The 20955-nt window shown below is 61.6% G+C and carries 18 protein-coding genes; 10 read left to right on the top strand and 8 right to left on the bottom strand.

The genetic code is table 11. From position 1 onward, the window contains the following. The first annotated feature begins 23 nt into the window (after positions 1 to 23). The 4 genes from FHX03_RS02785 to ubiA all read left to right on the top strand — a co-directional run bounded on the left by FHX03_RS02785 (position 24) and on the right by ubiA (position 3981). Entirely contained in the window at positions 24 to 1283 is a 1260-nt protein-coding gene (locus tag FHX03_RS02785; protein ID WP_183777271.1) for an SAM-dependent methyltransferase, read from the top strand. A gap of 32 nt (positions 1284 to 1315) precedes the next feature. Continuing rightward, a complete protein-coding gene (locus FHX03_RS02780; protein ID WP_097624178.1) occupies positions 1316 to 1897 on the top strand; it encodes a histidine phosphatase family protein in 582 nt (193 codons plus the stop codon). Positions 1898 to 2043: 146 nt separating this feature from the next. Beyond that, entirely contained in the window at positions 2044 to 2856 is an 813-nt protein-coding gene (locus FHX03_RS02775; RefSeq protein ID WP_097624048.1) for a MipA/OmpV family protein, read from the top strand. A gap of 165 nt (positions 2857 to 3021) precedes the next feature. After that, complete coding sequence (gene ubiA, locus FHX03_RS02770; protein ID WP_097624049.1) at positions 3022 to 3981, top strand: 4-hydroxybenzoate octaprenyltransferase; 960 nt, start codon at positions 3022 to 3024, stop codon at positions 3979 to 3981. 80 nt (positions 3982 to 4061) lie between these two features. On the opposite strand, the gene FHX03_RS02765 is transcribed toward ubiA, so the two are convergent. Next, positions 4062 to 4628 carry a DUF6101 family protein gene (locus FHX03_RS02765; protein WP_012556768.1) on the bottom strand — a complete coding sequence of 189 codons (567 nt, stop codon included), beginning with the start codon at positions 4626 to 4628 and terminating at the stop codon, positions 4062 to 4064. Between the two features lie 297 nt (positions 4629 to 4925). Here FHX03_RS02765 and FHX03_RS02760 point away from each other — a divergent pair, with 297 nt between their 5' ends. Further along, a complete protein-coding gene (locus tag FHX03_RS02760; protein WP_183852523.1) occupies positions 4926 to 8261 on the top strand; it encodes a DUF1217 domain-containing protein in 3336 nt (1111 codons plus the stop codon). 216 nt (positions 8262 to 8477) lie between these two features. Here FHX03_RS02760 and FHX03_RS02755 read toward each other — a convergent pair whose 3' ends face one another. From FHX03_RS02755 to FHX03_RS02745, 3 genes are all read right to left on the bottom strand, one after another. After that, positions 8478 to 9914: an FAD-binding oxidoreductase gene (locus FHX03_RS02755; protein WP_183852521.1), complete on the bottom strand. Its 1437-nt coding sequence runs from the start codon at positions 9912 to 9914 to the stop codon at positions 8478 to 8480. A 36-nt stretch (positions 9915 to 9950) separates the two neighbouring features. Then, positions 9951 to 10925, bottom strand: a complete 975-nt coding sequence (locus FHX03_RS02750) for an L-threonylcarbamoyladenylate synthase (RefSeq protein WP_183852519.1) — start codon at positions 10923 to 10925, stop codon at positions 9951 to 9953. Between the two features lie 88 nt (positions 10926 to 11013). Beyond that, entirely contained in the window at positions 11014 to 11622 is a 609-nt protein-coding gene (locus FHX03_RS02745) for a DUF6656 family protein (RefSeq protein WP_003588182.1), read from the bottom strand. A gap of 403 nt (positions 11623 to 12025) precedes the next feature. On the opposite strand from FHX03_RS02745, the gene FHX03_RS02740 reads away from it, so the two are divergent. Together FHX03_RS02740 and FHX03_RS02735 are read left to right on the top strand one after the other, a co-directional pair. Continuing rightward, complete coding sequence (locus FHX03_RS02740; protein ID WP_097624179.1) at positions 12026 to 13270, top strand: aromatic ring-hydroxylating oxygenase subunit alpha; 1245 nt, start codon at positions 12026 to 12028, stop codon at positions 13268 to 13270. 169 nt (positions 13271 to 13439) lie between these two features. Further along, a complete protein-coding gene (locus tag FHX03_RS02735; protein WP_183852517.1) occupies positions 13440 to 13910 on the top strand; it encodes a BA14K family protein in 471 nt (156 codons plus the stop codon). Positions 13911 to 14181: 271 nt separating this feature from the next. On the opposite strand, the gene FHX03_RS02730 is transcribed toward FHX03_RS02735, so the two are convergent. Further along, positions 14182 to 14445, bottom strand: coding sequence for a DUF982 domain-containing protein (locus FHX03_RS02730; protein WP_183852515.1), 264 nt, complete (start codon positions 14443 to 14445; stop codon positions 14182 to 14184). A 259-nt stretch (positions 14446 to 14704) separates the two neighbouring features. Beyond that, positions 14705 to 15700, bottom strand: coding sequence for a transporter (locus tag FHX03_RS02725; RefSeq protein WP_183852513.1), 996 nt, complete (start codon positions 15698 to 15700; stop codon positions 14705 to 14707). Between the two features lie 222 nt (positions 15701 to 15922). Between FHX03_RS02725 and FHX03_RS02720 the strand changes: the two genes are divergently transcribed. Then, complete coding sequence (locus FHX03_RS02720) at positions 15923 to 17701, top strand: acyl-CoA dehydrogenase (protein ID WP_183852511.1); 1779 nt, start codon at positions 15923 to 15925, stop codon at positions 17699 to 17701. Between the two features lie 9 nt (positions 17702 to 17710). Further along, positions 17711 to 18466 (top strand): crotonase/enoyl-CoA hydratase family protein, encoded by a 756-nt coding sequence (locus tag FHX03_RS02715; protein ID WP_183852508.1) that lies wholly within the window; start codon positions 17711 to 17713, stop codon positions 18464 to 18466. Here the strand turns inward: FHX03_RS02715 and FHX03_RS02710 are convergent. After that, positions 18463 to 19467 carry an MBL fold metallo-hydrolase gene (locus FHX03_RS02710; protein WP_183852506.1) on the bottom strand — a complete coding sequence of 335 codons (1005 nt, stop codon included), beginning with the start codon at positions 19465 to 19467 and terminating at the stop codon, positions 18463 to 18465. The two genes, FHX03_RS02715 and FHX03_RS02710, sit on opposite strands and share 4 nt — an antisense overlap. A gap of 83 nt (positions 19468 to 19550) precedes the next feature. Continuing rightward, positions 19551 to 20369, bottom strand: coding sequence for an oxidoreductase (locus tag FHX03_RS02705; protein ID WP_131711364.1), 819 nt, complete (start codon positions 20367 to 20369; stop codon positions 19551 to 19553). Between the two features lie 86 nt (positions 20370 to 20455). On the opposite strand from FHX03_RS02705, the gene FHX03_RS02700 reads away from it, so the two are divergent. Then, a complete protein-coding gene (locus FHX03_RS02700; protein ID WP_097624060.1) occupies positions 20456 to 20905 on the top strand; it encodes a winged helix-turn-helix transcriptional regulator in 450 nt (149 codons plus the stop codon). The last annotated feature ends 50 nt before the right edge of the window (positions 20906 to 20955 follow it).

Genomic DNA, 20955 nt, shown 5'->3' with positions numbered 1-20955 from the left:
CCTGTCACATTTGCGAGGCGTCCATGGCGTCGGCTTTCCTTTCGATCGTCCAGCAAATCATCCGCAAGGGTTCGTTGAAACTTACCCTTGCCAATGGCGACACTTATTTGATCGGCGACGGTAGCGGAGACATGGTTGCCGCCCGCCTCGCCGATCAGGAGGCCGAGGACGCCATCCGGCGCGACCCGACGATGAAGCTCGGCGAGATGTATATGCAGGGCCGGTTCATTCTCGAAGAGGGCAATATCTACGATTTCCTGTCGATGGTGAAACAGAACACCACCAACGAGATCTTCGATTTCAAGATGGCAGCACTGCTTCTGGGCCGAATTGCCTGGCAGCAGCTGAAGAGCCGCGTGCCGGTCAATCGCAACAAGCACAATGTCGCCCATCATTACGACCTGTCAGCCAAGCTCTTCGACCTCTTCCTAGATGAGGACTGGCAATATTCCTGCGCCTATTTCGAACCCCCGGGCATCGGGCTCGACGAGGCGCAGCTCGCCAAGAAACGCCATATTGCCGCCAAGCTCCTGCTCGAGCCGAACCAACGCATCTTGGAGATCGGCTCCGGCTGGGGCGGCATGGGCATGTACCTGACGGAGGCGACGGAGGGAGCCGATTTCACCGGCATTACGCTCAGCGAAGAACAGCTGAAGGTCTCCCGCACTCGTGCTGAAAAGCGCGGCCTTGCCGAGCGCGTGCGTTTCGAGCTGCAGGATTACCGCACCCTGACGGGCAGAAAATTCGACCGCATCGTCTCGGTCGGCATGTTCGAGCATGTCGGGATCGGCAATTACCCCAATTTCTTCCGCAAGGTGTCGGATCTGCTCGACGACAACGGCGTCATGGTGCTGCATTCGATCGGCCGCCCGAAGCCGAGTTTCGGCACCAATGCCTTCATCGAGAAATATATTTTCCCCGGCGGTTATATCCCTTCCGTCGGCGAAGTCTTGCCGCCGCTCGAAAAGGCCGGGCTCCTGGTCAGGGATGTCGAAATCCTGCCTTTGCATTATGCCTATACGCTGCGTCACTGGCGCGAGCGCTTCGTGGCCCGCAAGGCCGAAGCGGTGGCGCTTTACGACGAGCAGTTCTTCCGCATGTGGGAATTCTACCTGGCCGGCTCGGAAATGGGCTTCCGCTGGGACGAGCTCTTCATCCTGCAGATCCAGATCGCCAAGAACCAGTTCACCGTTCCCGACAACCGCAATTACATCGCCCGCAACGAAGCCAAGCTGAAGGAATTCGAGGCGAGGCGCCCGCCGTTGGAAAAGGTGACCTTCTGAGCGGCAGCCGGACGCGATGAAAGGACATGCCGATGAGCAGTGCGTTTCCCGAGATCTACCTGGTTCGACACGGAGAAACCGAATGGAGCCTGTCCGGGCGCCATACCGGCCGCAGCGATATTCCGCTGACGGCGAATGGTGAGGCCGCCGCCCGCAAGCTTGCCGAGCGACTCGCCGGCCACGCCTTCTCCGCCGTCTGGTCGAGCCCGTCGGCGCGTGCCCGTAAAACCTGCGCGCTCGCCGGCTTCGGATCGGGCGCGGTGATCCGCGACGATCTCGCCGAATGGGACTATGGCGCTTATGAAGGCGTCACCACGAAGGCAATCCTGGCGGAGCGCCCCGGCTGGCAGCTCTTTCGCGACGGTTGCCCGAATGGCGAAACGGCGGCCGACGCCGGCGCTCGCGCAGATAGCATCATCCACGCGCTTCGCGAGGCGGCGGACAGCATCCTGATCTTTTCCAGCTCGCATTTCCTGCGCGTGCTCGCCGCCCGCTGGCTCGGCCTGCCGCCGGAAGGCGGCGCGCATTTCGTGCTGGATACGGCCAGCATCAGCGTGCTCGGTTACGAACACGATCTGACGGAACCGGTCATTCGCCGGTGGAATCAGAGATAGGATGCCATCAGCCGTGTGGGGCCGACGACATGACTTTCATTAGCGCCCTTTGTCCCCCGTGGTTAACATTGGGGTAACGACCCCACTATAAATGTAACCGTCGCCGCTCTCCGCGGCTTTGTTTTTGCGTTTTCTGGAGTGCGGACGTGTCTCATCGATCAGTCGTATCGATCTCTTTGGCTATTGCCTTTTTATCTTTCGGTTCAGCGGCGGCGCAGGAAAGCGGCCAGCATTTCTGGTCGGGCGACTGGTATCTGAACGTCGGCGTCGCCGGCTTCTCGGCGCCAAAATTCGAGGGCTCGTCGCACAATGAATTCAAGTTCAGCCCACTGATCTCGGTCGGCCGCCAAGGCGCCGGCCCGCGTTTTTCATCGCGTAACGACAATCCCTCCTTCGCCCTGATCGACAAGGGCGCCTTCCGCGCCGGCATCGTCGGCAAGTTCGTGCCATCGCGCGACGAGGGCGACGGCCATGAGCTGAAGGGCTTGAGGAAGGTCAAATGGGGGGCTGAGGCCGGCGGTTTCCTAGAAGTCTACCCCACCGATTTCCTGCGCGCCCGCGCCGAAGTCCGCCAGGGCATCCGCTCGCATGACGGCGTTGTCGCCGATCTGGCGATCGATGCCTTCACCGATATCGCGCCCGACCTGCAGCTGTCAGGTGGCCCGCGCGCGACATTTGCGACAAGGGGCTATTACGACGCCTATTATGGCGTCAGCGCCAAGCACGCCGCCGAAAGCGGCCTTGATCCTTACAAGCCGACGGCGGGCATGCAGTCTTACGGCGCCGGCGCAGCACTGACGTGGAAGGCGACCGAAAATCTCTCGGCAAGCTCCTTCCTCGAATATAAGCGGCTGGCCGGTCCCGCCGCCGACAGCAGCCTGGTGCGCGACCGCGGCTCCAAGAACCAGGTCCTGATCGGCGTCTCGGCGACCTACAAGTTCAATTTCTCCCTGCAGTGATCCAATGCATGTCGCCCGGAAGTGTGCAGCGGTTCCGGGATAACGACATGCATTAAACATCCAATGCATGTCGCCCGGAAGTGTGCAGCGGTTCCGGGATAACGACACGCATAAGACAAGAGATCGCTTCTTGACCGGATCGCCGGCCGGTCGCTAGATGGCGGCATGCAAGATACCGGCGACTTCCACGATCGCGTTTCCGACGCACCTTCCGATAACTGGGTCTACCGGATCCTGCCGCCATGGCTCTGGCCCTATGCACAGCTGGCGCGATGGGATCGCCCGATCGGCTGGCAGCTGCTGATGTGGCCGTGCTTCTGGTCGGCAACCCTTGCCGCCAATGCGGCGATCGGCGAGGGGCTCTATTCCGGCAGCCTGCTGGTGTCCCACCTTTTGCTCTATTTCATCGGCGCCGTGGCCATGCGTGGCGCCGGCTGCACCTATAACGATCTTGTCGACCACCAGATCGACATGGAGGTGGCCCGCACGCGCTCGCGTCCGCTTCCCTCCGGCCGGGTGACGCGCGCCCACGCGAAGATCTTCATTGGCCTGCAGGCCCTCGTCGGGCTTTTCGTGCTCTTGCAGTTCAACTGGTTCACCGTCTTCCTCGGCGTGCTCTCGCTCGGCATCGTGGCGCTTTATCCCTACGCCAAACGCTTCACCGACTGGCCGCAATTCTACCTGGGGCTTGCCTTCTCCTGGGGTGCGCTGATGGGCTGGGCCGGCATTTTGGGCGGCCTCTCCTTTGCCGCTGTCCTGCTTTATGCCGCCTCGGTGGCCTGGACGATCGGTTACGACACGATTTACGCCCATCAGGACAAGGAGGACGACGAGCTGATCGGCGTCCGTTCCACCGCGCGCCTGTTCGGCGACAGGACGCGGGTATGGCTGATCGGCCTCTATGGGCTGACGCTGGTATTGATGTTTGCCGCTTTCGCGCTTGCCGGCGCCAATCTGATCGCTTTCCTGGCCCTGTTCGGGGCCGCCGGCATGTTCGCCTGGCAGATCGTCCGGCTCGATATCAATGATGCCGCCCAATGCCTGGCGCTCTTCAAGTCGAACAATCGCGTCGGCCTGATCATCTTCTTCGGCCTCTTCGTCTCGCTGCTCTTCGCCATTCCCTGAATGGGGCGATGCGTGAAAAGACAAACCCGGCGCGGGCGCCGGGTTTCAAATGCGTGCGAAACGAAGTGTCGCGAAATCGCTCAGTTGCGGGCGATGATTTCCTTGCCTTCGATCTTCATGGCGACGCCGAGCCGGCCGGTGGTGCGGCGCACGAGGAAGCGCGGGCGGCGGTTGGCGAAGTAGGAATGGCGGCGGCGCGGTTTGAGATCGCTGGTGCGCAAGCCGCCGATATGGTCTTCGAGCGGCCGGGCGACGCCGTCGGCCTCGACCATCAGCATCGGAATGCGGAATGCTTCCGACCAGCCGCGCCAGTCGGCGGCGATATCGCTGAGATCATGGGCGACGAGCAGCGGAATGCACAGTTCCGGATCGGCATGATGGAGTTCGAGGGTGACGGTAACCTCGCCGTCGCCATGGTCGATGGCGCGGGCGGCGACACCTTGGAAGACGCGCTTCGGCAGCGCAATCGAGAGCGGCAGGCCGCTGGAGGGGAGGACCTTGCGCAGGACCGCGCCGCGTTCGTCTATGGTAATATTCACGTCATCCGAACAATCATGGATGGCGTAGCTGACCTGCTGCGGAAAGCGGGACGGATCGAGGCGTAACGTCGTACCAGCCCAGGCGGGCTTCATTACGGGATTGTTCATGTCATTCTACCCTTGTCTTACCTGAGAGCCGATTTCCGGTCTTCTCCTTGGGACTTTTCGTCCTCTATGGCCGACAATAGGGGCCTGCCGTTCCGTACAGCTTAAAAATTGCGGTTAAGAAAACTTTGCGTCCTCTGATGGTTATCAAAACCGAATCCGGCAGGGTTTCCGGAAGGTGAACGCCATGCTGTGCTGAAGTGATGCATCCTGAGGTAAGGCTCAGGTAAGTTTTTCGTGGCAAAATATGCTTACCAGCAGTTCGTTCTTTTAGAGATTTTGCCGAAAAGGGCGCATTTGATGATTACGGCCTCCCTCGCTTACACGATCCTGTCGAAGGATATGACGTCGAGCCTGAACAAGGTCGCGTCGCAGGCGACGGTCAAGAAGGACGCCGAATACTACGCCGATCATATCAACAAGGTCACTTCGGTCGACGACTTCCTCGGCGATTACAAGCTCTACAGCTATGCGATGAAAGCCTATGGTCTTGAGGATATGACCTATGCCAAGGCCTTCATGAAGAAGGTGCTGGAAAGCGATCTCACCGACCCCAACAGCTACGCCAACAAGCTCTCTGATACGCGCTATCGCGAATTCGCTTCCGCCTTCAATTTTAATGCGCCCGAGAAGGACGTGCAGACGGACGCGCAGGAGGACGATCTGATCGGCCTCTACAAGCAGTCCTTCATCGATGCCGACAAGGCGACGTCCGCAGAGAGCACTTATTACGGCAATAATATCGACAGCGTGACGACCGTCGACGATCTGGTCAACAACACGAGGCTTCGCACCTACGTGCTGAAGACGTTCAACATCGATCCCACCTATGCGTCGAAGGATTTTCTGCGCCAGGTGCTGACGAGCGATCTGAGCGACCCCACGAGCGTCGTCAACACGCAGGGCGGCGACAAGTACAAGGCGCTTGCCGCCCAGTTCAGCTTCAACGCCGACGGCACGGTTACCGGCACGGCCCAGACCGCGGCGCAGAAGGCTTCGGTCATCGAAACCTACACGCTGAATTCCCAGTCGGTCATCATCGACAATTCGGTCGGTTCCGACGTCGTCTACGTCAACAAGACGGCGGCCGACTATAACCAGGCCTATTATACCGCCAAGATCGGCACGATCACCAATGTCGACGATCTGGTCGCAGACAAACGTCTGACCTCCTACATCAAGACCGCCTACAGCATGGGCGCCGATTTCACCGCGGCAGCACTGCGCACGGTCCTGACTGACCCCGGCTATGCCCAGCTGATGGGCTTTACCAATGTCTACAACGCCTTCAACTTCAAGGCTGACGGCTCCACCTCGAGCACGGCGCGCGTCCGGACGCTCGATCAGGCAAACAAGCTGTCGTCGGCGGCGTCGCAGACTGCCAACTACTACAAGGTGACCTCTCAATCGAGCGGCATCACCAATGTCGACGCCCTGCTCGCCGACGGAAACATGGCGCGCTACATCAAGGATGCCTATGGTCTCGGCACGGATTTCAGCAATGCCGATCTGAAGAACATCCTGACCGACTCCGCCTATGCCGCCGCGCAAGGCCATGCCGATCTCAACGCCGATTTCAACTTCCAGGCGGATGGCTCGATCAACGGGTCGGTGATCCAGACGGACACGCAGCGCAAGTCGACCACCGACAAATCGGCGGCGAACGCGGCCCACTTCAACGCCATGATCGACAGTGTCACCAGTGTCGACGACATCATGTCCGATCCCGTTGCGGTCAGCTATCTCAGAACCAGCATGCAGGTCGCCGACAGCGTCTCCGATGCGACGCTGAGGACCTTCCTCGTCGATCCCGCCGCTGCCAGCGCCCAGGGCTATAGCGACGTCCACGATCTCTTCAATTTCAAGACGGACGGTTCGATCGCCACCCTCTACGCCTCGCAGACGGCCGCGCAAAGTGCCAGCACCGCCAGCAAGGCCGACAATGCGGCCGTCTATTACCAGGCGACCATCGCAGGCATCGCCAATGTCGATCAGCTGCTGGCGGACCAGAAGCTGAACAATTTCGTGCGCAACGCCTTCGGCATCCCGTCCACCGTTACCGACGTCGCTCTTCGCAGCATCCTGACCGATCAGAGCGGCACCGGCACCTATGCCGACGTCGCCGCCGCCTTCAATTTCAAGGCCGACGGCTCTCTCAAGGACGGACTGGCGGCGCAGACGGACACCCAGATCCGCAACACGAAATTTGCCGCCGGAGCGCGCACCGACGACTATTCCGCCCGGATGGCGACGATCGCCAATGTCGACGATCTCATCGCCGATCCCGCCATCACCAATTTCCTGAAGAGCACCTATAATCTGCCGTTGAATATCTCGGACGCCGACCTGAAGAGCTACCTGACCGATGCGACGGCTGCCTCAGCCGCCGGTTATGCCGATCTCAACGCCGATTTCAACTTCGCCGCCGATGGATCGCTGCCGGTTGTAAGCTCGGTCCAGACGGCCGATCAGGCGCAGACCACCAATGACAATTATATGGCGCGCTATGACGACGAGCGCGAAGAGGCGATCGACGAGGTTGCTTCCAACTACTCGAGCATGATGGCCGACAGTACGAGCCTGCTCGATACTGCCGAGATCAAATCCGTCAACGATTTCCTGCGCACCAATGCCACGGCCGATTTCAAGAAGAGCAACGACAATCTGCCGGATCCCTATCATGTGGCGCTGCAGGCCTTCGGCCTGACCGACCAGGACGTGCCGCGCTCGATGATGCGCAAGATCCTGACGAGCGACGCCTATGATCCGGACGGCTATATCGCCTCGCTGAAGGACGAACGCATCACTAATCTCGCCCGCGCCTTCAATTTCGGCCCGGACGGCAAGGCGGCATCACCCTTCCAGGCGCTGCCCGACGCGACCATGGCCAAATACGCCACCGACTACAAGGCGCATATGACCATGCTGCTGAAGGCCGGCCCGGTAAAGGACAAGGCATCGAAGGACGCGACTGCCGAAGTCGACTATTTCGCCAAGGGCATGGCCAAGGTGAAGTCGCTCGACGATTTCCTCGACGACAGCCGCCTGACGGATCTGGTGCTGAAAGCCAACAATCTCGACCCGAAGGATTACGACAAGGCGACGCTGAAGAAGATCTTCACCTCCGATCCCGACGACAAGAAGAGCTACCTGAACGCCAAGGCCGATGCGCGCTTCCAGGATATCGTCGCCGCCTTCAACTTCGACAAGGACGGCAATCTCACCCGCGCCAAGATGGGCACCATCCAGAACAAGGCGGCCGAGGAGCACACCCAGGAGCTCTACGTCCAGCAGACGATGGAAGCCCAGCAGGGCGAAAGCAACGATGGTGTGCGCCTGGCGCTTTATTTCAGCCGCAAGGCCCCGAGCATCACCTCGATCTATTCGATCCTCGGCGACAAGGCGCTCTATCAGGTTATCACCACAGCTTACAGCCTGCCCTCGCAGATGTCGGGCATGGATGTCACCAAACAGGCCGACCTCCTCAACCGCTTCGTCAAGCTCGAGGATCTCCAGGATCCGAAGAAGGTCGACAAGCTGCTGCGCCGCTTTACCGCCATGTACGACGTCCAGAACGCCACCCAGCAATCGCCGGCGCTGCAGATCCTGACCGGCGGCGGCACGCAGTCGTCCTAATTGCTAGTCAGTTTCAATGATTTGCCCCTCACCCTAACCCTCTCCCCGTAAAAACGGGGCGAGGGGACGTGCCCCGCGCCACTTTGGTGAGGAACGGAGGGGTTGCGGCAAGTCCCCTTCGCCCCGCAAGCGGGGTCCGAAGGACGGGTCGAGACCCGTGGCTCGACCCCGGTCGGTGCCGGCAGGCGGATGAGGGGCTCTCCCCGTCCGCCACCCTCAAACCTCGAGGCTGACCACCTTTCCCGGGTTCATTATACCAGCCGGATCGAAAGCCCGCTTGATGCGGCGCATCAGTTCGATTTCGATTGCCGGGCGAATCGCCGCCAATTCGTCGCGCTTCAGCTGGCCGATGCCGTGTTCGGCCGAGATCGAGCCGCCATGCGCCAGCACCAGCCCATGCACGATGTGGTTCATTTCGCGCCAGCGGCCGATGAAGGCGGCCTTGTCGGCGCCGATCGGCTGGGAAATATTGTAATGGATATTGCCGTCGCCCATATGGCCGAAGGCGCAGATGCGGGCTCCGGGCATTGCCGCCAGGACCGCTTCCGCTGCCTCGGCCATGAAATGCGGGATCCGCGACACCGGCACGGAAACATCGTGCTTGATCGACCCGCCTTCGGGCTTCTGGGCATCCGACATGCTTTCGCGCATGTGCCAGATTGCTTGCTGCTGCGCCACCGATGAGGCGATCGCCGCATCGAGCACCAATCCGGCCGAAAAACCCTGTTCGAGCACGCCGTTCATCATCCGCTCCGCCGTCTCGGCCGAGTCAGACGTCGAAATGTCGATCAGCACATACCAGGGATAGGCCGCGTCGAGCGGATCGCGTGCGCCCTCGATATGGCGGGTGGTGATTTCGACGCCGAAACGCGGCATCAGCTCGAAACCGGTGAGCGAGGTGCCGCAGAGGCTGGAGGCTAGGTTGAAAAGCGCAAGCGCATCCTCGACCGAATTCAGGCCGGCGAATGCCACCTGATGGCCGAGCGGCTGGGGAAACAGCTTCAGCACAGCGCCGGTGATGATGCCGAGCGTGCCTTCGGCGCCGATGAAGAGGTCGCGCAGATCGTAGCCGGTATTGTCCTTCTTCAGGCGGCGTAGGCCGTCCCAGACCTCGCCGGTCGGCAGCACCACTTCGAGGCCGAGGCAGAGCTGGCGCATATTGCCATAGGCCAGCACCGCCGTGCCGCCGGCATTGGTGGAAAGATTGCCGCCGATGCGGCAGGAGCCCTCGGAACCGAGCGACAGCGGAAACAGCCGCCCATGCGCTTCGGCCGCCTTCTGCACATCGGCGAGAATGGCGCCGCCGTCGGCGACCAGCACGTTCGCCACCGGATCGACGTCACGGATCCTGTTCATGCGCTCGAGCGACAGGATGATATCGGACTTGCCGGCGCGCGGCGTCTGGCCGCCGACAAGGCCGGTATTGCCGGTCTGCGGCACGATCGCCGTTCCGGTCTCCGTCGCAAGCTTCATGATAGCAGAGACGTCCTCGACCGAGCCGGGTTTCAGCAGGAGAGGGGAGGAGCCGTGATAGAGGCCGCGGTTTTCGACCAGATGCGGCGCAAGATCGGCCTCGCCCCGAAGCGCGTATTTATCGCCGACGATGGCTGCGAAACGGCCGAGAAGTTCGGTGGAAATGCCGGTGCTGCTCATCGGGGTCGGTCTCCTCGGTCGATTTGATCGGGTCTGTCAGTCGCGCGGCGCCGCCGCCCGCTGCAGGCGGTCGTTGATCGCTTCGCCGAGCCCCTCTTCGGGAATGGCCGAGAAGGCGATGCTCGAAGCCCCGCTGGCATCGGCCCGCTTCATATAATCGAAAAGATTGGCCGCCGCCTCGGCAAGGTCGCCGCGCGGGCTGAGATCAAGCACGATCCGGGCGCCGTTTGTGCCGGAGATTGCCGCGCCGCCGAAGGCGATCAGCGCTTCGCCGGGTTCGACCCTCGTCGCATTGAGACGCACGGAGGCGCCGGGCGCATAGTGCGAGGCAAGCATACCAGGTGCTTCGATCGCCGCCGATGCCGTTTTCGCCCTGAGCAGCGGCCGGCCTGCGACACGCTCGATCTCGCGTGCTGCCAGGCCGCCGGGCCGCAGCAGCCTTACCCGGTCGCCCTCCACCTTGACGATCGTCGATTCGACGCCGACGGCGCTTGGCCCCGCATCGAGGATCAACGGGACCTTCGCTCCGAGATCGGCCTCGACATGAGCCGCACTCGTCGCGCTGATCGCGCCTGAGGTATTGGCGCTGGGGGCTGCGAGCGGCCGCCCGAAGGCGCCGATCAGGGCGCCCGCAAAACCTTTCGGCACGCGCACCCCGACGCTGTCGAGCCCGGCGGTCGCCAGCGAATGGATCGGGCTTTGCGGTTTCAGCGGCAGCACCAGCGTCAGCGGGCCGGGCCAGAAGGCTGCGGCGAGCGCCCGCGAGACAGGATCGAATTCGGCATGCTCTTCGGCCATGGCAAGATCGGCCATATGGCAGATCAGCGGGTTGAAACGCGGCCGTCCCTTGGTTTCGTAGATGCGGGTGATGGCCGCCGGATTGGTGGCGTCGGCGGCAAGGCCGTAGACGGTTTCGGTCGGAATGGCGATGGCAAAGCCGTCGGCAAGAGCGGCTGAGGCCGCTTCAAGTGCTGCCCGCCTGTCTGCCTCTATATCGATGATGCGTGCCATGTGCTGCCCGATGCTTTGGTCCCGGCAGTCATTAGGCTTTCCGCTGCCTGCGATCAATCGCGATGTTTGCCTCACCCATCGGTGGGCGTCACAGCTGGCGGATGATTTCGCGCAGCTGTTCGTTACGGGCGCCAAGCAGAAGGATGTTGCGGATTGCCGCCTGCGGATCATGGGTGCGGAACAGCAGGCCGTTGCCGCGCACCGACCGGTCGATGGTCATCTTTTCCTGGGAATTCTCGCCCGCTTTGATGGCGACGGCGAAATACATGCGGGAATAACCGACATCGATCCGTTCGAAGAAGTTGTCGTTCTCGCCGATGTCGGAATAGAAATTGGCGATGTAGAAGGCCCAGCTGACCTCTTCGTAGTGAGCGAACTTCGTTCGTGCTGCGGTGACGTGGCAATAGCCGAGATGCGGGCTGTCCTCCAGCGTCCGATGGAAGATCATTTTCGGAAACTGGATCGAGTGGTGAAAGCCGTTGATGTGCTGATGCGTCTTCTCGCCGGCCACCTGCAGCTTGCGGCCGGTTTTGGCAGCGACCTCGTCATGGGTGAAATAGCGCTTTTCCTCGGCCAGCCAGTGCCGTCGCTCGCGGGGAATGCGGCCGGTGCGCAGGAATTCGGAATGCGCGGCAACCAGCTGCGGCTCCTGCGATCTGCTTGCATCTTTCGCGTCGAAATAACGGAGTTTGGCCATGGTTCGCGTTCTTCGGTCGGTCTGAATCGACAGTAGGATAGGGCGGTATGCTTAAGGCGATGTTAAAATCACCCGGCGGCCGGCCGGCAAAAGGCAAATGCCGACAGATGTCGCAAACGCGACGGACTTCTATGCCGGCCGGCTTACCTCTTTACGCAGCGGGTCTTTACGCCATGTCGCAATTGACGATAATTGCTGCAGAGTCGGCAGATGCGATCGACCTAGACGGGCCGCTTGCATCCTGTCGTCAATTTCGAAGCCGATGTCGCATTACAACCGAGCGGCAGCCAGCCCAGATGATTAAATGGCTGCCATGAACAATTCTCCCGAAGGAGAAGGAAGCGGGCGCGCTTCCGCCGGCCTTCTGCGTAAGGGCGGCAACCGGGTGCACGAGGACATGAAGATGGATATTCGCAGCAACGTTTTGCGTCAGCTCAAGAACCGCCGGGAGGGCTTCAGCCTCGAACGGCCGTTCTATATCGACGAGGACTATTTCCAGCTCGACATGGAGATGATCTATTATCGCGACTGGCTGTTCATCGGCCATGATTGCGAACTGCCGAAGCCGGGCGCCTATTTCACCGTCCAGATCGGCACCTATCCCGTCGTTGTCGTCCGCGGCCGCGACAATGTCATCCGCGCCTTCCACAACAGCTGTCGTCATCGCGGCTCGCGCGTCTGCACCAAGGAGCACGGCTCCTCCGTGCGTCTCGTCTGCCCCTATCATCAGTGGACCTACGATCTCGAAGGCAAGCTCGCCTTCGCCCGCCACATGGGCGATGATTTCGACAAGACCGGCTTCAACCTGAAGCCCGTCCATTGCGAAGTCGTCGCAGGCTATGTCTTCATCTGCCTTGCCAACACCGCTCCGGACTTCCAGCCGGTGCGCGACAAGATCGAGCCCTATGTCGCGCCGCACCGGATCAGCGAGAGCAAGGTCGCCTTCCAGAGCACGATCATCGAGAAGGGCAACTGGAAGCTCGTCTGGGAAAACAACCGCGAGTGTTATCACTGCGCCGCCAATCATCCCGAACTCTGCCGCACCTATCCCGAAGCACCGAGCGTCACCGGCACGGATGGCGGCGCCGACGATCCGGAGATCGCCGGCCATTGGGCGCGCTGCGAGGCCGCCGGCCTGCCGAGCAAATTCCAGATTTCGCCGGACGGCCAATTCCGCACCGCCCGCATGCCGCTGATCGAAGATGCCGAGAGCTACACCATGTCGGGCAAGCGCGCGGTCAATCGTCCGCTCGCCGACGATATCTCGATCAGCCATATCGGCACCATGCTGCTCTTCCACTATCCGACGACGTGGAACCATCTGCTTGGCGACCACGCCATCTCCTTCCGGGTACTGCCGCTCAGCGCCAACGAGACGGCGGTGACGACCAAATGGCTCGTCCACAAGGACGCCGTCGAAGGTGTGGATTACAATCTCGAGGAACTGACCCACGTCTGGACCGAGACCAACGACCAGGATCGCCGCATCGTCGAAGAGAACGCCTTCGGCATTCACTCTCCGGCCTATGAACCCGGCCCCTATTCTTCCCTGCACGAGGGCGGCGTCATGCAGTTCCTCGAATGGTATTCGAACTTCATGGTCAACCGTCTGCAGGGCGATCAGGCGAAAATCTCCGCCGTGGCCTGAACACAAGTCGGACGTGAGGCATTGAAGGTGGTTCGCTCCGGTTAATGCCCGGTTCAGATCGATTTCTTTAAAAATACGAAAGCAGCCGGGGCCCCGGCCGCTTTCGGAACCATTCCGGCACGAAAGCGTTGCTGAGCAGGCGGTTATCGCTGCTGAATGGGAGAGAAGAATGTTCGGTTTGAGTAACAAGATCGCGACTGCAGTTCTGGCTGCCGCCGTGGTTCTGACAGGCTTCGTGCCGTCGCAGGCAATCCAGATGCCGACCGCCCCACAGGTGGAAAAATCCTCCACCGTCGAGAACGTTCAATACCGCCGCTACTATCGCCGCGATTATTACCGGCCAGGTTATCGCCCCGGCGCTTATTACCGCCCCGGCTATTACGGCGGATATCGCGGATATTCCTATTACCGCCCGGGCTATCGTCACTATAACGGCTATTGGTATCCGCTCGCCGCCTTCGGCGCCGGCGCGGTCATCGGCGGCGCCGTTGTCGCCCAGCCGCGCTACGTCGCCCCCGCGCCCCGCATGGGTTCAAGCCACGTCGCCTGGTGCGCCAGCCGCTACCGGTCCTATCGCGCCTACGACAATACGTTCCAGCCCTATAACGGCCCGCGCCAGCAGTGCTATTCGCCGTATTGAGGTGAGGTAGGCAAGCGCGACGCCAGTTGCTTCGGCGGAGGAGTTGGCCGGAACATCACCCCGCCTCCCGTCATCCTCGAGTCAAGCCCGAGGATGACGGGGGATGGGGGGAAGCTCTGCGCCTAATTCCGCGAGATACGGGTCAGAAGCGCCGGTGGCCCGAGATGCGATGCGCAGGGACTCAGCAATCACTCATGGACCTGCGCATGCAGCGGAACGAGAGGGCGCTGGCATGAAAGCCCGTGGACCATTTCATCGTCGGCTGCGAAACTCAATGAACGGCAGTAATCACCGAAATGCCAGCTTCGTCGGCGGCACGGATGAGCGCTGCTCGCGCGTCCTGCGCTGAAATTTCCCCATGGATCGCAGCCCGGCACGCCCTGATCGCAATCAGATATTCGTCTCCATCGTCGATTGGCCAGCCAACCGTCAGCATCTCGGCAGCCTGTACGAGGCTTGCAACACGCTTGTATTTTTCCGGCCCACTCACAACGAGCATCAGAGGGACAAACTCTTCGGATATGCACCATTCCATGACAATTGGTCTCCCCACGGTAAATGTATTAGTAACCGTGCAAGAACCGTTCCGGGCGAGGTGGGGTACGCGCAGCGTCGCGCAATTGCGTTGTGCCGACGGTGAGTTTGGCCGAACGTAACCCCGCCCTCCGTCATCCTCCGCCTTGAGCCGAGGATCCATGTTGGCCTCCCCAAGCCCGAGGATGACGGGTGAGCCCTGTGATAGATACCGCAACGTATGGTGGAGAAACTCAGCACGCCCACCGCACCTCTCACCCTCAAAGAATATCCACCCGCCGCAGCAGCCACCAGGCAAAGGCAATCGAGGCGACGATGAGGGCGACGGCGTATTCGGTGCCGTAGTCGCCGACGGCGAAGGGCAGGTTGGCGGTGTTCATGCCGAAGAAGCCGGTCACCAGGGTCGGCGGCAGCAGGAAGGCCGTCATGATCGATAGCAGATAGAGGTGGCGGTTGGTTTCGGAGGATTGTTTCGAATCGATTTCTTCGTGCAGCAGGCGCGCCCTGTCCTGCAGCGCATAGATGTCGTGATCGACCGTTTCCAGCCGGCTCGTCAGCCGCCGCGCCACGTCGTCGAAGCCGAAGGGCATCTCGTCCTCGTCGGTTGCCGCCGCGCGGCGCATCAGCGCCAGCACCGTGCGCAGATGCCGATGCAGCCTGACCACGGTTCGTCGCACCGGTGCCAGCCGCCGCCGTTCGTCGCGCGGCGCATTGTCGTAGACGAAATCCTCGATCAGGTTCAGCTCGTCGGTGAGCTCGATGACGATCGCGATCAGCGTGCGCTGAAACTCGATCACCAGCAGTTCGAACAGATCGACCGGCCGCGAGAATTTGCCCGGATTCTTGTCGATCAGTGTCCGCGCCCGCTCGACGCTACGCAGCGGCTGCAGCCTGGTGGTGATGATGAAGCGGTCGGACATGGCGAAATGCAGCCAGCCGAGATTGTTGGTATCCTCAGCGAAATCGCGCTGGCAGTCGACGAGCGTGCCGTAGAGCATCTGCTCGTCGACGGTGATGGTCGCATGCGTGTCGCGCGTCGTCAGCGCCGATTTCGCGTCCTCCGTCAGCCCGGTGAGTGTGTCGAGCAATGCCGGCACACGCGCGTCGACAAGGTTGAGGTGCAGCCAGTAGAAACAATTGTCGGCGGTCAGATCCGCCACCGTCGCACTGTTGTTCAGCCGCACTGCGGTCTTTTCATCCGGGGAGAAGCGATAAGCCCAGACGAAACCGGGTATGTTGACGGGCAATGTATCCATTGGTCGCCGATCCTTTGCGAAGGCGATGTCGTTTTCAGAGGTTCCCCCCTAGAGAGTCTTCATGACGGCTATTTGTGCGACGGTGCAAGAGCTCGGCGCCGTTTCAGTCGAATTATGGCATGGCAGACCGGCAAATCGAAATTGACGTTTACGTAAAAATCAATTAGCCCTTTGCCCCGGAGGGCTTTGCGCGGGATGCAGGCCGGTCCTGCGGAGGAAACAATGTACAAGGCGCCCGTCGAGGAAATCGCGTTCACGTTGAAGCATGTAGCCGGCATGGGCGAAGCGATTTCACTAGGGCTTCTCGGCGATCTCGGCGAAGATCTGGTCGATGCCGTCCTCTCCGAGGCGGGACGGTTTGCCACAGAGGAAGTGGCGCCGCTCGCCGACATCGGCGACCGCCAGGGCGCCCGTCTGGAAGGCGGCGAGGTCAGGCTACCGGATGGCTGGCGCGATCTCTACCGCAGCTGGATCGCCGGCGGCTGGAACGGTCTGACGGCGCCCGAAGCTTTCGGCGGCCAGGCCCTGCCGCATATGCTGAACGTCGCTGCGCTGGAAATGTGGAATTCCGGCTCCATGGCCTTTGCGCTCGCCCCGACGCTGACAATGGGCGCGATCGAGGCGGTCAGCACCCATGGCAGCGCCGCGCTGAAGAAAAAATATCTGGAGAAAATGGTCTCAGGCGAATGGACCGGCACCATGAACCTGACGGAGCCGCATGCCGGCTCCGATCTCGGCGTGCTCAAGGCCCGTGCAGAGCGCCGCGCCGACGGCAGCTATCGCATCTTTGGCCAGAAGATCTTCATCACGTGGGGCGAGCATGACGCGGCCGACAACATCATCCATCTTGTGCTCGCCCGCCTGCCGGATGCGCCGGCCGGCACTCGCGGCATCTCGCTCTTCCTGGTGCCGAAATTCCTGGTGAACGAGGACGGCTCGCTTGGGCCCCGGAACGATCTCTTCTGCCATTCGCTGGAGCACAAGCTCGGCATCCACGGCTCGCCGACCTGCACGATGATCTATGGCGACGGCCGGTTCGGCGACGAAAAGGGGGCCGTGGGATGGTTGGTCGGCGAGGAGAACAAGGGCCTCGCCTGCATGTTCACAATGATGAACAATGCGCGCCTGGCCGTCGGCATGCAGGGCGTGGCGATCGCCGAGGCCGCCACCCAGAAGGCTGTCGCCTATGCCAAGGAACGCACCCAAGGCAGGGCGCCCGGCTGGAGCGGCGCCGGCATGAGCCCGATCGTCGAACATCCCGATGTCGCCCGCATGCTCCTCACCATGAAGGCGCTGACCCAAGGCGCGCGCGCCATTTCCTATGCCTGCGCCCACGCGATCGACATGTCCCACCGGGCCGGCGACGTCAGCCGCCACTGGCAGGAGCGCGCCGCGCTTTTGACCCCGATCGCCAAATCCTTTTCGACCGATGCCGGCGTCGACGTCGCTTCGCTTGGCATTCAGGTGCATGGCGGCATGGGCTTCATCGAGGAGACTGGTGCGGCGCGTTACCTGCGCGACGCGCGCATCGCGCCGATTTACGAGGGCACCAATGGCATCCAGGCGATCGACCTCGTCACCCGCAAGCTGCCGCTCTCCGCCGGCGAGCAGGTGAAGGGTTTCATCGCCGAGCTGAAGGAGATCGCCGATAGCGCCCGCCGCTCCAATCTCGATGGTTTCGGCGAGACATCAGTCAGGCTCGACGCAGCAATTTCAGATCTCGAAGCGGCGACTGGCTGGCTCATGAAGATGCTTGCCGACGGCAAGGCGGCCGAGGCGCTTTCGGGCGCGACGCCCTATCAGCGCCTGTTCGGCCTCGTGCTCACCGGCTGCTATCTCGCCAAGGGTGCTCTCGCCGAAAGCGGCGATGGCAGGGGCGAGGGCCGCATCGCGCTCAGCCGCTTCGCCGCCGAAAACCTGCTTGCCGAGACCGCAGCCCTTCGCGACCGCGTCGTCAATGGCGCGGCAAGCCTTGCCGCCGCCCGCATCCTGCTTGCCTGAGGACATCCAATGACCGATCACATCATCGTCGAGCAGCCTTCCGCACATCCCGGCGTCCAGATCATCCGCTTCAACCGGCCGGAGAAGAAGAACGCCATCACCCGCGCCATGTATAGCACCATGTCCGATGCCCTGAAATCGGCCGATGCCGATACGACCATCCGCGCCACCGCCTTCCTCGGCACCGAAGGCTGCTTTTCCGCCGGCAATGATCTCAACGATTTCCTTGCCGCCGCAGTCGGCGGCGGCGGCCTTGAGCAGGAGATCCTCGATTTCCTCTATGCGCTGGTGAAAGCCCAAAAACCCGTGATCTCCGGCGTCGACGGTCTGGCGATCGGCATCGGCACGACGATCCATCTCCATTGCGACCTGACGATCGCCTCGAGCCGCAGCCAGTTCCGCACTCCCTTCGTCGATCTGGCGCTGGTGCCGGAGGCGGGGTCCAGTCTCGTTGCGCCGCGCCTGATGGGCCATCAGCGCGGCTTCGCCCTGCTGGCGGCCGGTGAAACCTTCTCGGCTGAAGAGGCCAAGGACGCCGGTCTGATCTGGAAGGTGGTCGAACCCGGCGAGGTCGATATTGTGACGCTGGCGACTGCCGCTCGGCTTGCCGCCAAACCGCCGGAAGCGATGCGCATCGCCCGCGATCTCGTCCGCGGCGACAGGGACGAGATCATCGCCCGCATCGACGAGGAGGCCCGCCACTTCTCCGCCCGTCTGAAAAGCGCCGAGGCCCGGGCCGCCTTCGAAGCCTTCATGCGTCGCTAGAGCATGGGCACATCGAAGACCTCGCCGGCCCTGAGCGGCCGGAACCGGTCCGCGGCAATATTGTGCTCGCCCATTGCCTCTTGCAACGCCCTTACCGGTGCGTCAACCGCTTCATCCGTCAGTTGGAACGTCGCGAAGTGATGCCCGGCCACATAGGCCGCATTCGCCAGCTTCATCCCCATCACCGCTTCCTGCGGATTCTGGTGCTGGCCTTTCATGAACCATCGCGGCTCATAGGCACCGAAGGGTAAAATCGCCAAGCGAAAGCCGCCATGCCTCAGCTGTGCCGCCTTGTAATTGACGCCGTGATGAAAGCCCGTATCCCCGATGTGATAGATCTTTCCGGCCGGGGTCGAGAGGACGAACGCTGCCCAGAGCGCCATCCGGCGATCGGCGCCGCCGCGGGCGGACCAATGATGGGCGGGTTCGGCATCGATGCTGATTCCGGCGTGCGCGATGCGTTCGCCCCAGTCCATCGATGTCGTCTCCATATCAGGCACGGCGCGGCGGATGATCGTGTCGTTGCCGAGTGGCGTCACCACATGCGGTCGATGCTTTGCATGCAACCGCTTGAGCGTTGCGATATCGAGGTGATCGTAATGATTGTGCGAGATCAGCACGAGATCGATCGGCGGCAGATCATCGAACGCAATGCCCGGCTGGACGACGCGTTTGGGTCCGGCAAAGGTGAAAGGGCTGACGCGCTCCGACCACACCGGGTCGGTGAGAATATTGAGCCCGGCGACCTGCACCAGCATGGTTGCATGGCCAACCATGGTCACCCGCAGATCCTCACCGTCGACACGTGTATCCGGCTTGGCCGCCGCGTATGGACTTGGGACCGATTTCGGCCAAGGCTGGCGGCCGCCGCCGAATTGCCACCGCAGCAAATCGCGAAAACCAAGCGGCTCGATACCGTCGGGATTGAAGAAATGCGTGCCGTCGAAATGATCGGACACCGGGCCGTTATAATAGGGATTGCGTCGTTTGGTCTTGCGCATTCGGAAGCGGTTTCCTTCGCCTGGAACAGGTTCGGATTTTAGGCCAGGTCGACCGGGATCTGAACCTGTTCCAAATTAAAGACTCACAAGGAGGCAGGAAACTCGTTGACCTTGCGCAGGAGGCTGTCGACCAGCCGCTCCGGCAGGAAGCGGCGAAGCGAGCGGACCTGGCGCGACTGCTTGCCGGCGGAATAGCGCAGCTTCGGCTTCTTGGCGGTTGCGGCTTTCACGACCATGTCGGCGACCACCTGTGGCGCGTCGCCCGTCTCCATCCACTTGCGCATCAGAGCCTCGCTCCGGGTCCGCTCCGAGTCGTAGACGGGAAGAGGTTGATCGACGCGCGTCAGGTTCTCCTCGAAGGATGTCTTGGTGATGCCGGGCTGGACGAGAACGACACGGATGCCGAAGTTGCGCACTTCATGGTCGAGGGATTCGGAATAGCCCTCGATCGCATGTTTGGTCGAGGCATAGAAGGCGTTGTACGGGGATGGGATAAGTCCGAGGATCGAGCTCATATTGATGATCCGGCCGCTCTTCTGCTTGCGCATGATGGGCAGCACGGCATTGACGACGCGGGCGACGCCGAAAAGATTGACGTCGAAAAGGCGCTGGGCCTGGTCGATCGACGATTCTTCCGCGCCGCCGAGCAGGCCGATCCCGGCATTGTTGACGACGAGGTCGATCCGGCCGGCCTGTTGCATGATCTCGGCAATCATCGCCTCCACCGAGGCCTTATCCGTCACGTCGCAGACCAGCATGGTAATCCCGGGCTTGCCGGCAACCTGTTTGCGGCTGGTCCCATAGACGCGATAACCGGCTTTCACCAGGGTTTGGGCGGTGACAAGGCCAATGCCGGAGGAAGCACCGGTGACCAGGGCGATGTTTTTGGTTCTGTCGATCATGCTGTCAGCTCTCATTTGAAGTGGATCATTGGCTGACGCTGTGTTACTATCTTTTAGATATCATGTCACTATCGAAAAGATACCTAATGAAAAATACTTCGATCCTCCAGTGCCCGGTGGCCCGCGGTCTTAAGTCTGTGGGCGATGCGTGGAGCATTCTGGTCTTGCGGGACGCCCATACCGGCCTTACCCGGTTCGACCAGTTCAGGAAGAGCCTCGGCATCGTCCCGACCATGCTCACCAAGCGCCTCAAGGCGCTGACCGACGATGGCCTGCTGGAAAAGCGCCTCTATTCCGAGCGACCGCCCCGCGAGGAGTACGTGCTGACGGAAGCAGGCCGGGATTTCCTGCCGGTGCTGATGATGATCGGGGCGTGGGCGCACCGCCACTGCGACGGCGAACTCGCCCGCTATGTCGATGTCGAAACGGGCTCGGAGATCGAGCCGATCGCCATCGATGCGGTGACGGGTGCAAAACTCGGAACCCGGGCAATGCGGCTGAGTGCTGGTCAAGAACAAGAATCCGGCGACCAATAGAGAGGGGGCGTCGCCCCTCGACATTGATACGGAGGGAGCAGCCGACGGCA

The organism is Rhizobium sp. BK456 (assembly GCF_014194045.1).
In the GTDB taxonomy this organism is placed as follows: Bacteria; Pseudomonadota; Alphaproteobacteria; order Rhizobiales; family Rhizobiaceae; genus Rhizobium; species Rhizobium redzepovicii.
The sequence above is the reverse complement of the archived record's forward strand: the minus strand, read 5'-3'. Positions and strand labels throughout refer to the sequence as shown.

Bases quoted from the DNA above. Each gene is read 5' to 3' on its own strand.
- FHX03_RS02785 (WP_183777271.1), top strand. From the start codon at position 24: ATGGCGTCGGCTTTCCTTTCGATCGTCCAGCAAATCATCCGCAAGGGT.
- FHX03_RS02780 (WP_097624178.1), top strand. From the start codon at position 1,316: ATGAGCAGTGCGTTTCCCGAGATCTACCTGGTTCGACACGGAGAAACC.
- ubiA (WP_097624049.1), top strand. From the start codon at position 3,022: ATGCAAGATACCGGCGACTTCCACGATCGCGTTTCCGACGCACCTTCC.
- FHX03_RS02765 (WP_012556768.1), bottom strand. From the start codon at position 4,628: ATGAACAATCCCGTAATGAAGCCCGCCTGGGCTGGTACGACGTTACGC.
- FHX03_RS02760 (WP_183852523.1), top strand. From the start codon at position 4,926: ATGATTACGGCCTCCCTCGCTTACACGATCCTGTCGAAGGATATGACG.
- FHX03_RS02755 (WP_183852521.1), bottom strand. From the start codon at position 9,914: ATGAGCAGCACCGGCATTTCCACCGAACTTCTCGGCCGTTTCGCAGCC.
- FHX03_RS02750 (WP_183852519.1), bottom strand. From the start codon at position 10,925: ATGGCACGCATCATCGATATAGAGGCAGACAGGCGGGCAGCACTTGAA.
- FHX03_RS02745 (WP_003588182.1), bottom strand. From the start codon at position 11,622: ATGGCCAAACTCCGTTATTTCGACGCGAAAGATGCAAGCAGATCGCAG.
- FHX03_RS02740 (WP_097624179.1), top strand. From the start codon at position 12,026: ATGGATATTCGCAGCAACGTTTTGCGTCAGCTCAAGAACCGCCGGGAG.
- FHX03_RS02735 (WP_183852517.1), top strand. From the start codon at position 13,440: ATGTTCGGTTTGAGTAACAAGATCGCGACTGCAGTTCTGGCTGCCGCC.
- FHX03_RS02730 (WP_183852515.1), bottom strand. From the start codon at position 14,445: ATGGAATGGTGCATATCCGAAGAGTTTGTCCCTCTGATGCTCGTTGTG.
- FHX03_RS02725 (WP_183852513.1), bottom strand. From the start codon at position 15,700: ATGGATACATTGCCCGTCAACATACCCGGTTTCGTCTGGGCTTATCGC.
- FHX03_RS02720 (WP_183852511.1), top strand. From the start codon at position 15,923: ATGTACAAGGCGCCCGTCGAGGAAATCGCGTTCACGTTGAAGCATGTA.
- FHX03_RS02715 (WP_183852508.1), top strand. From the start codon at position 17,711: ATGACCGATCACATCATCGTCGAGCAGCCTTCCGCACATCCCGGCGTC.
- FHX03_RS02710 (WP_183852506.1), bottom strand. From the start codon at position 19,467: ATGCGCAAGACCAAACGACGCAATCCCTATTATAACGGCCCGGTGTCC.
- FHX03_RS02705 (WP_131711364.1), bottom strand. From the start codon at position 20,369: ATGATCGACAGAACCAAAAACATCGCCCTGGTCACCGGTGCTTCCTCC.
- FHX03_RS02700 (WP_097624060.1), top strand. From the start codon at position 20,456: ATGAAAAATACTTCGATCCTCCAGTGCCCGGTGGCCCGCGGTCTTAAG.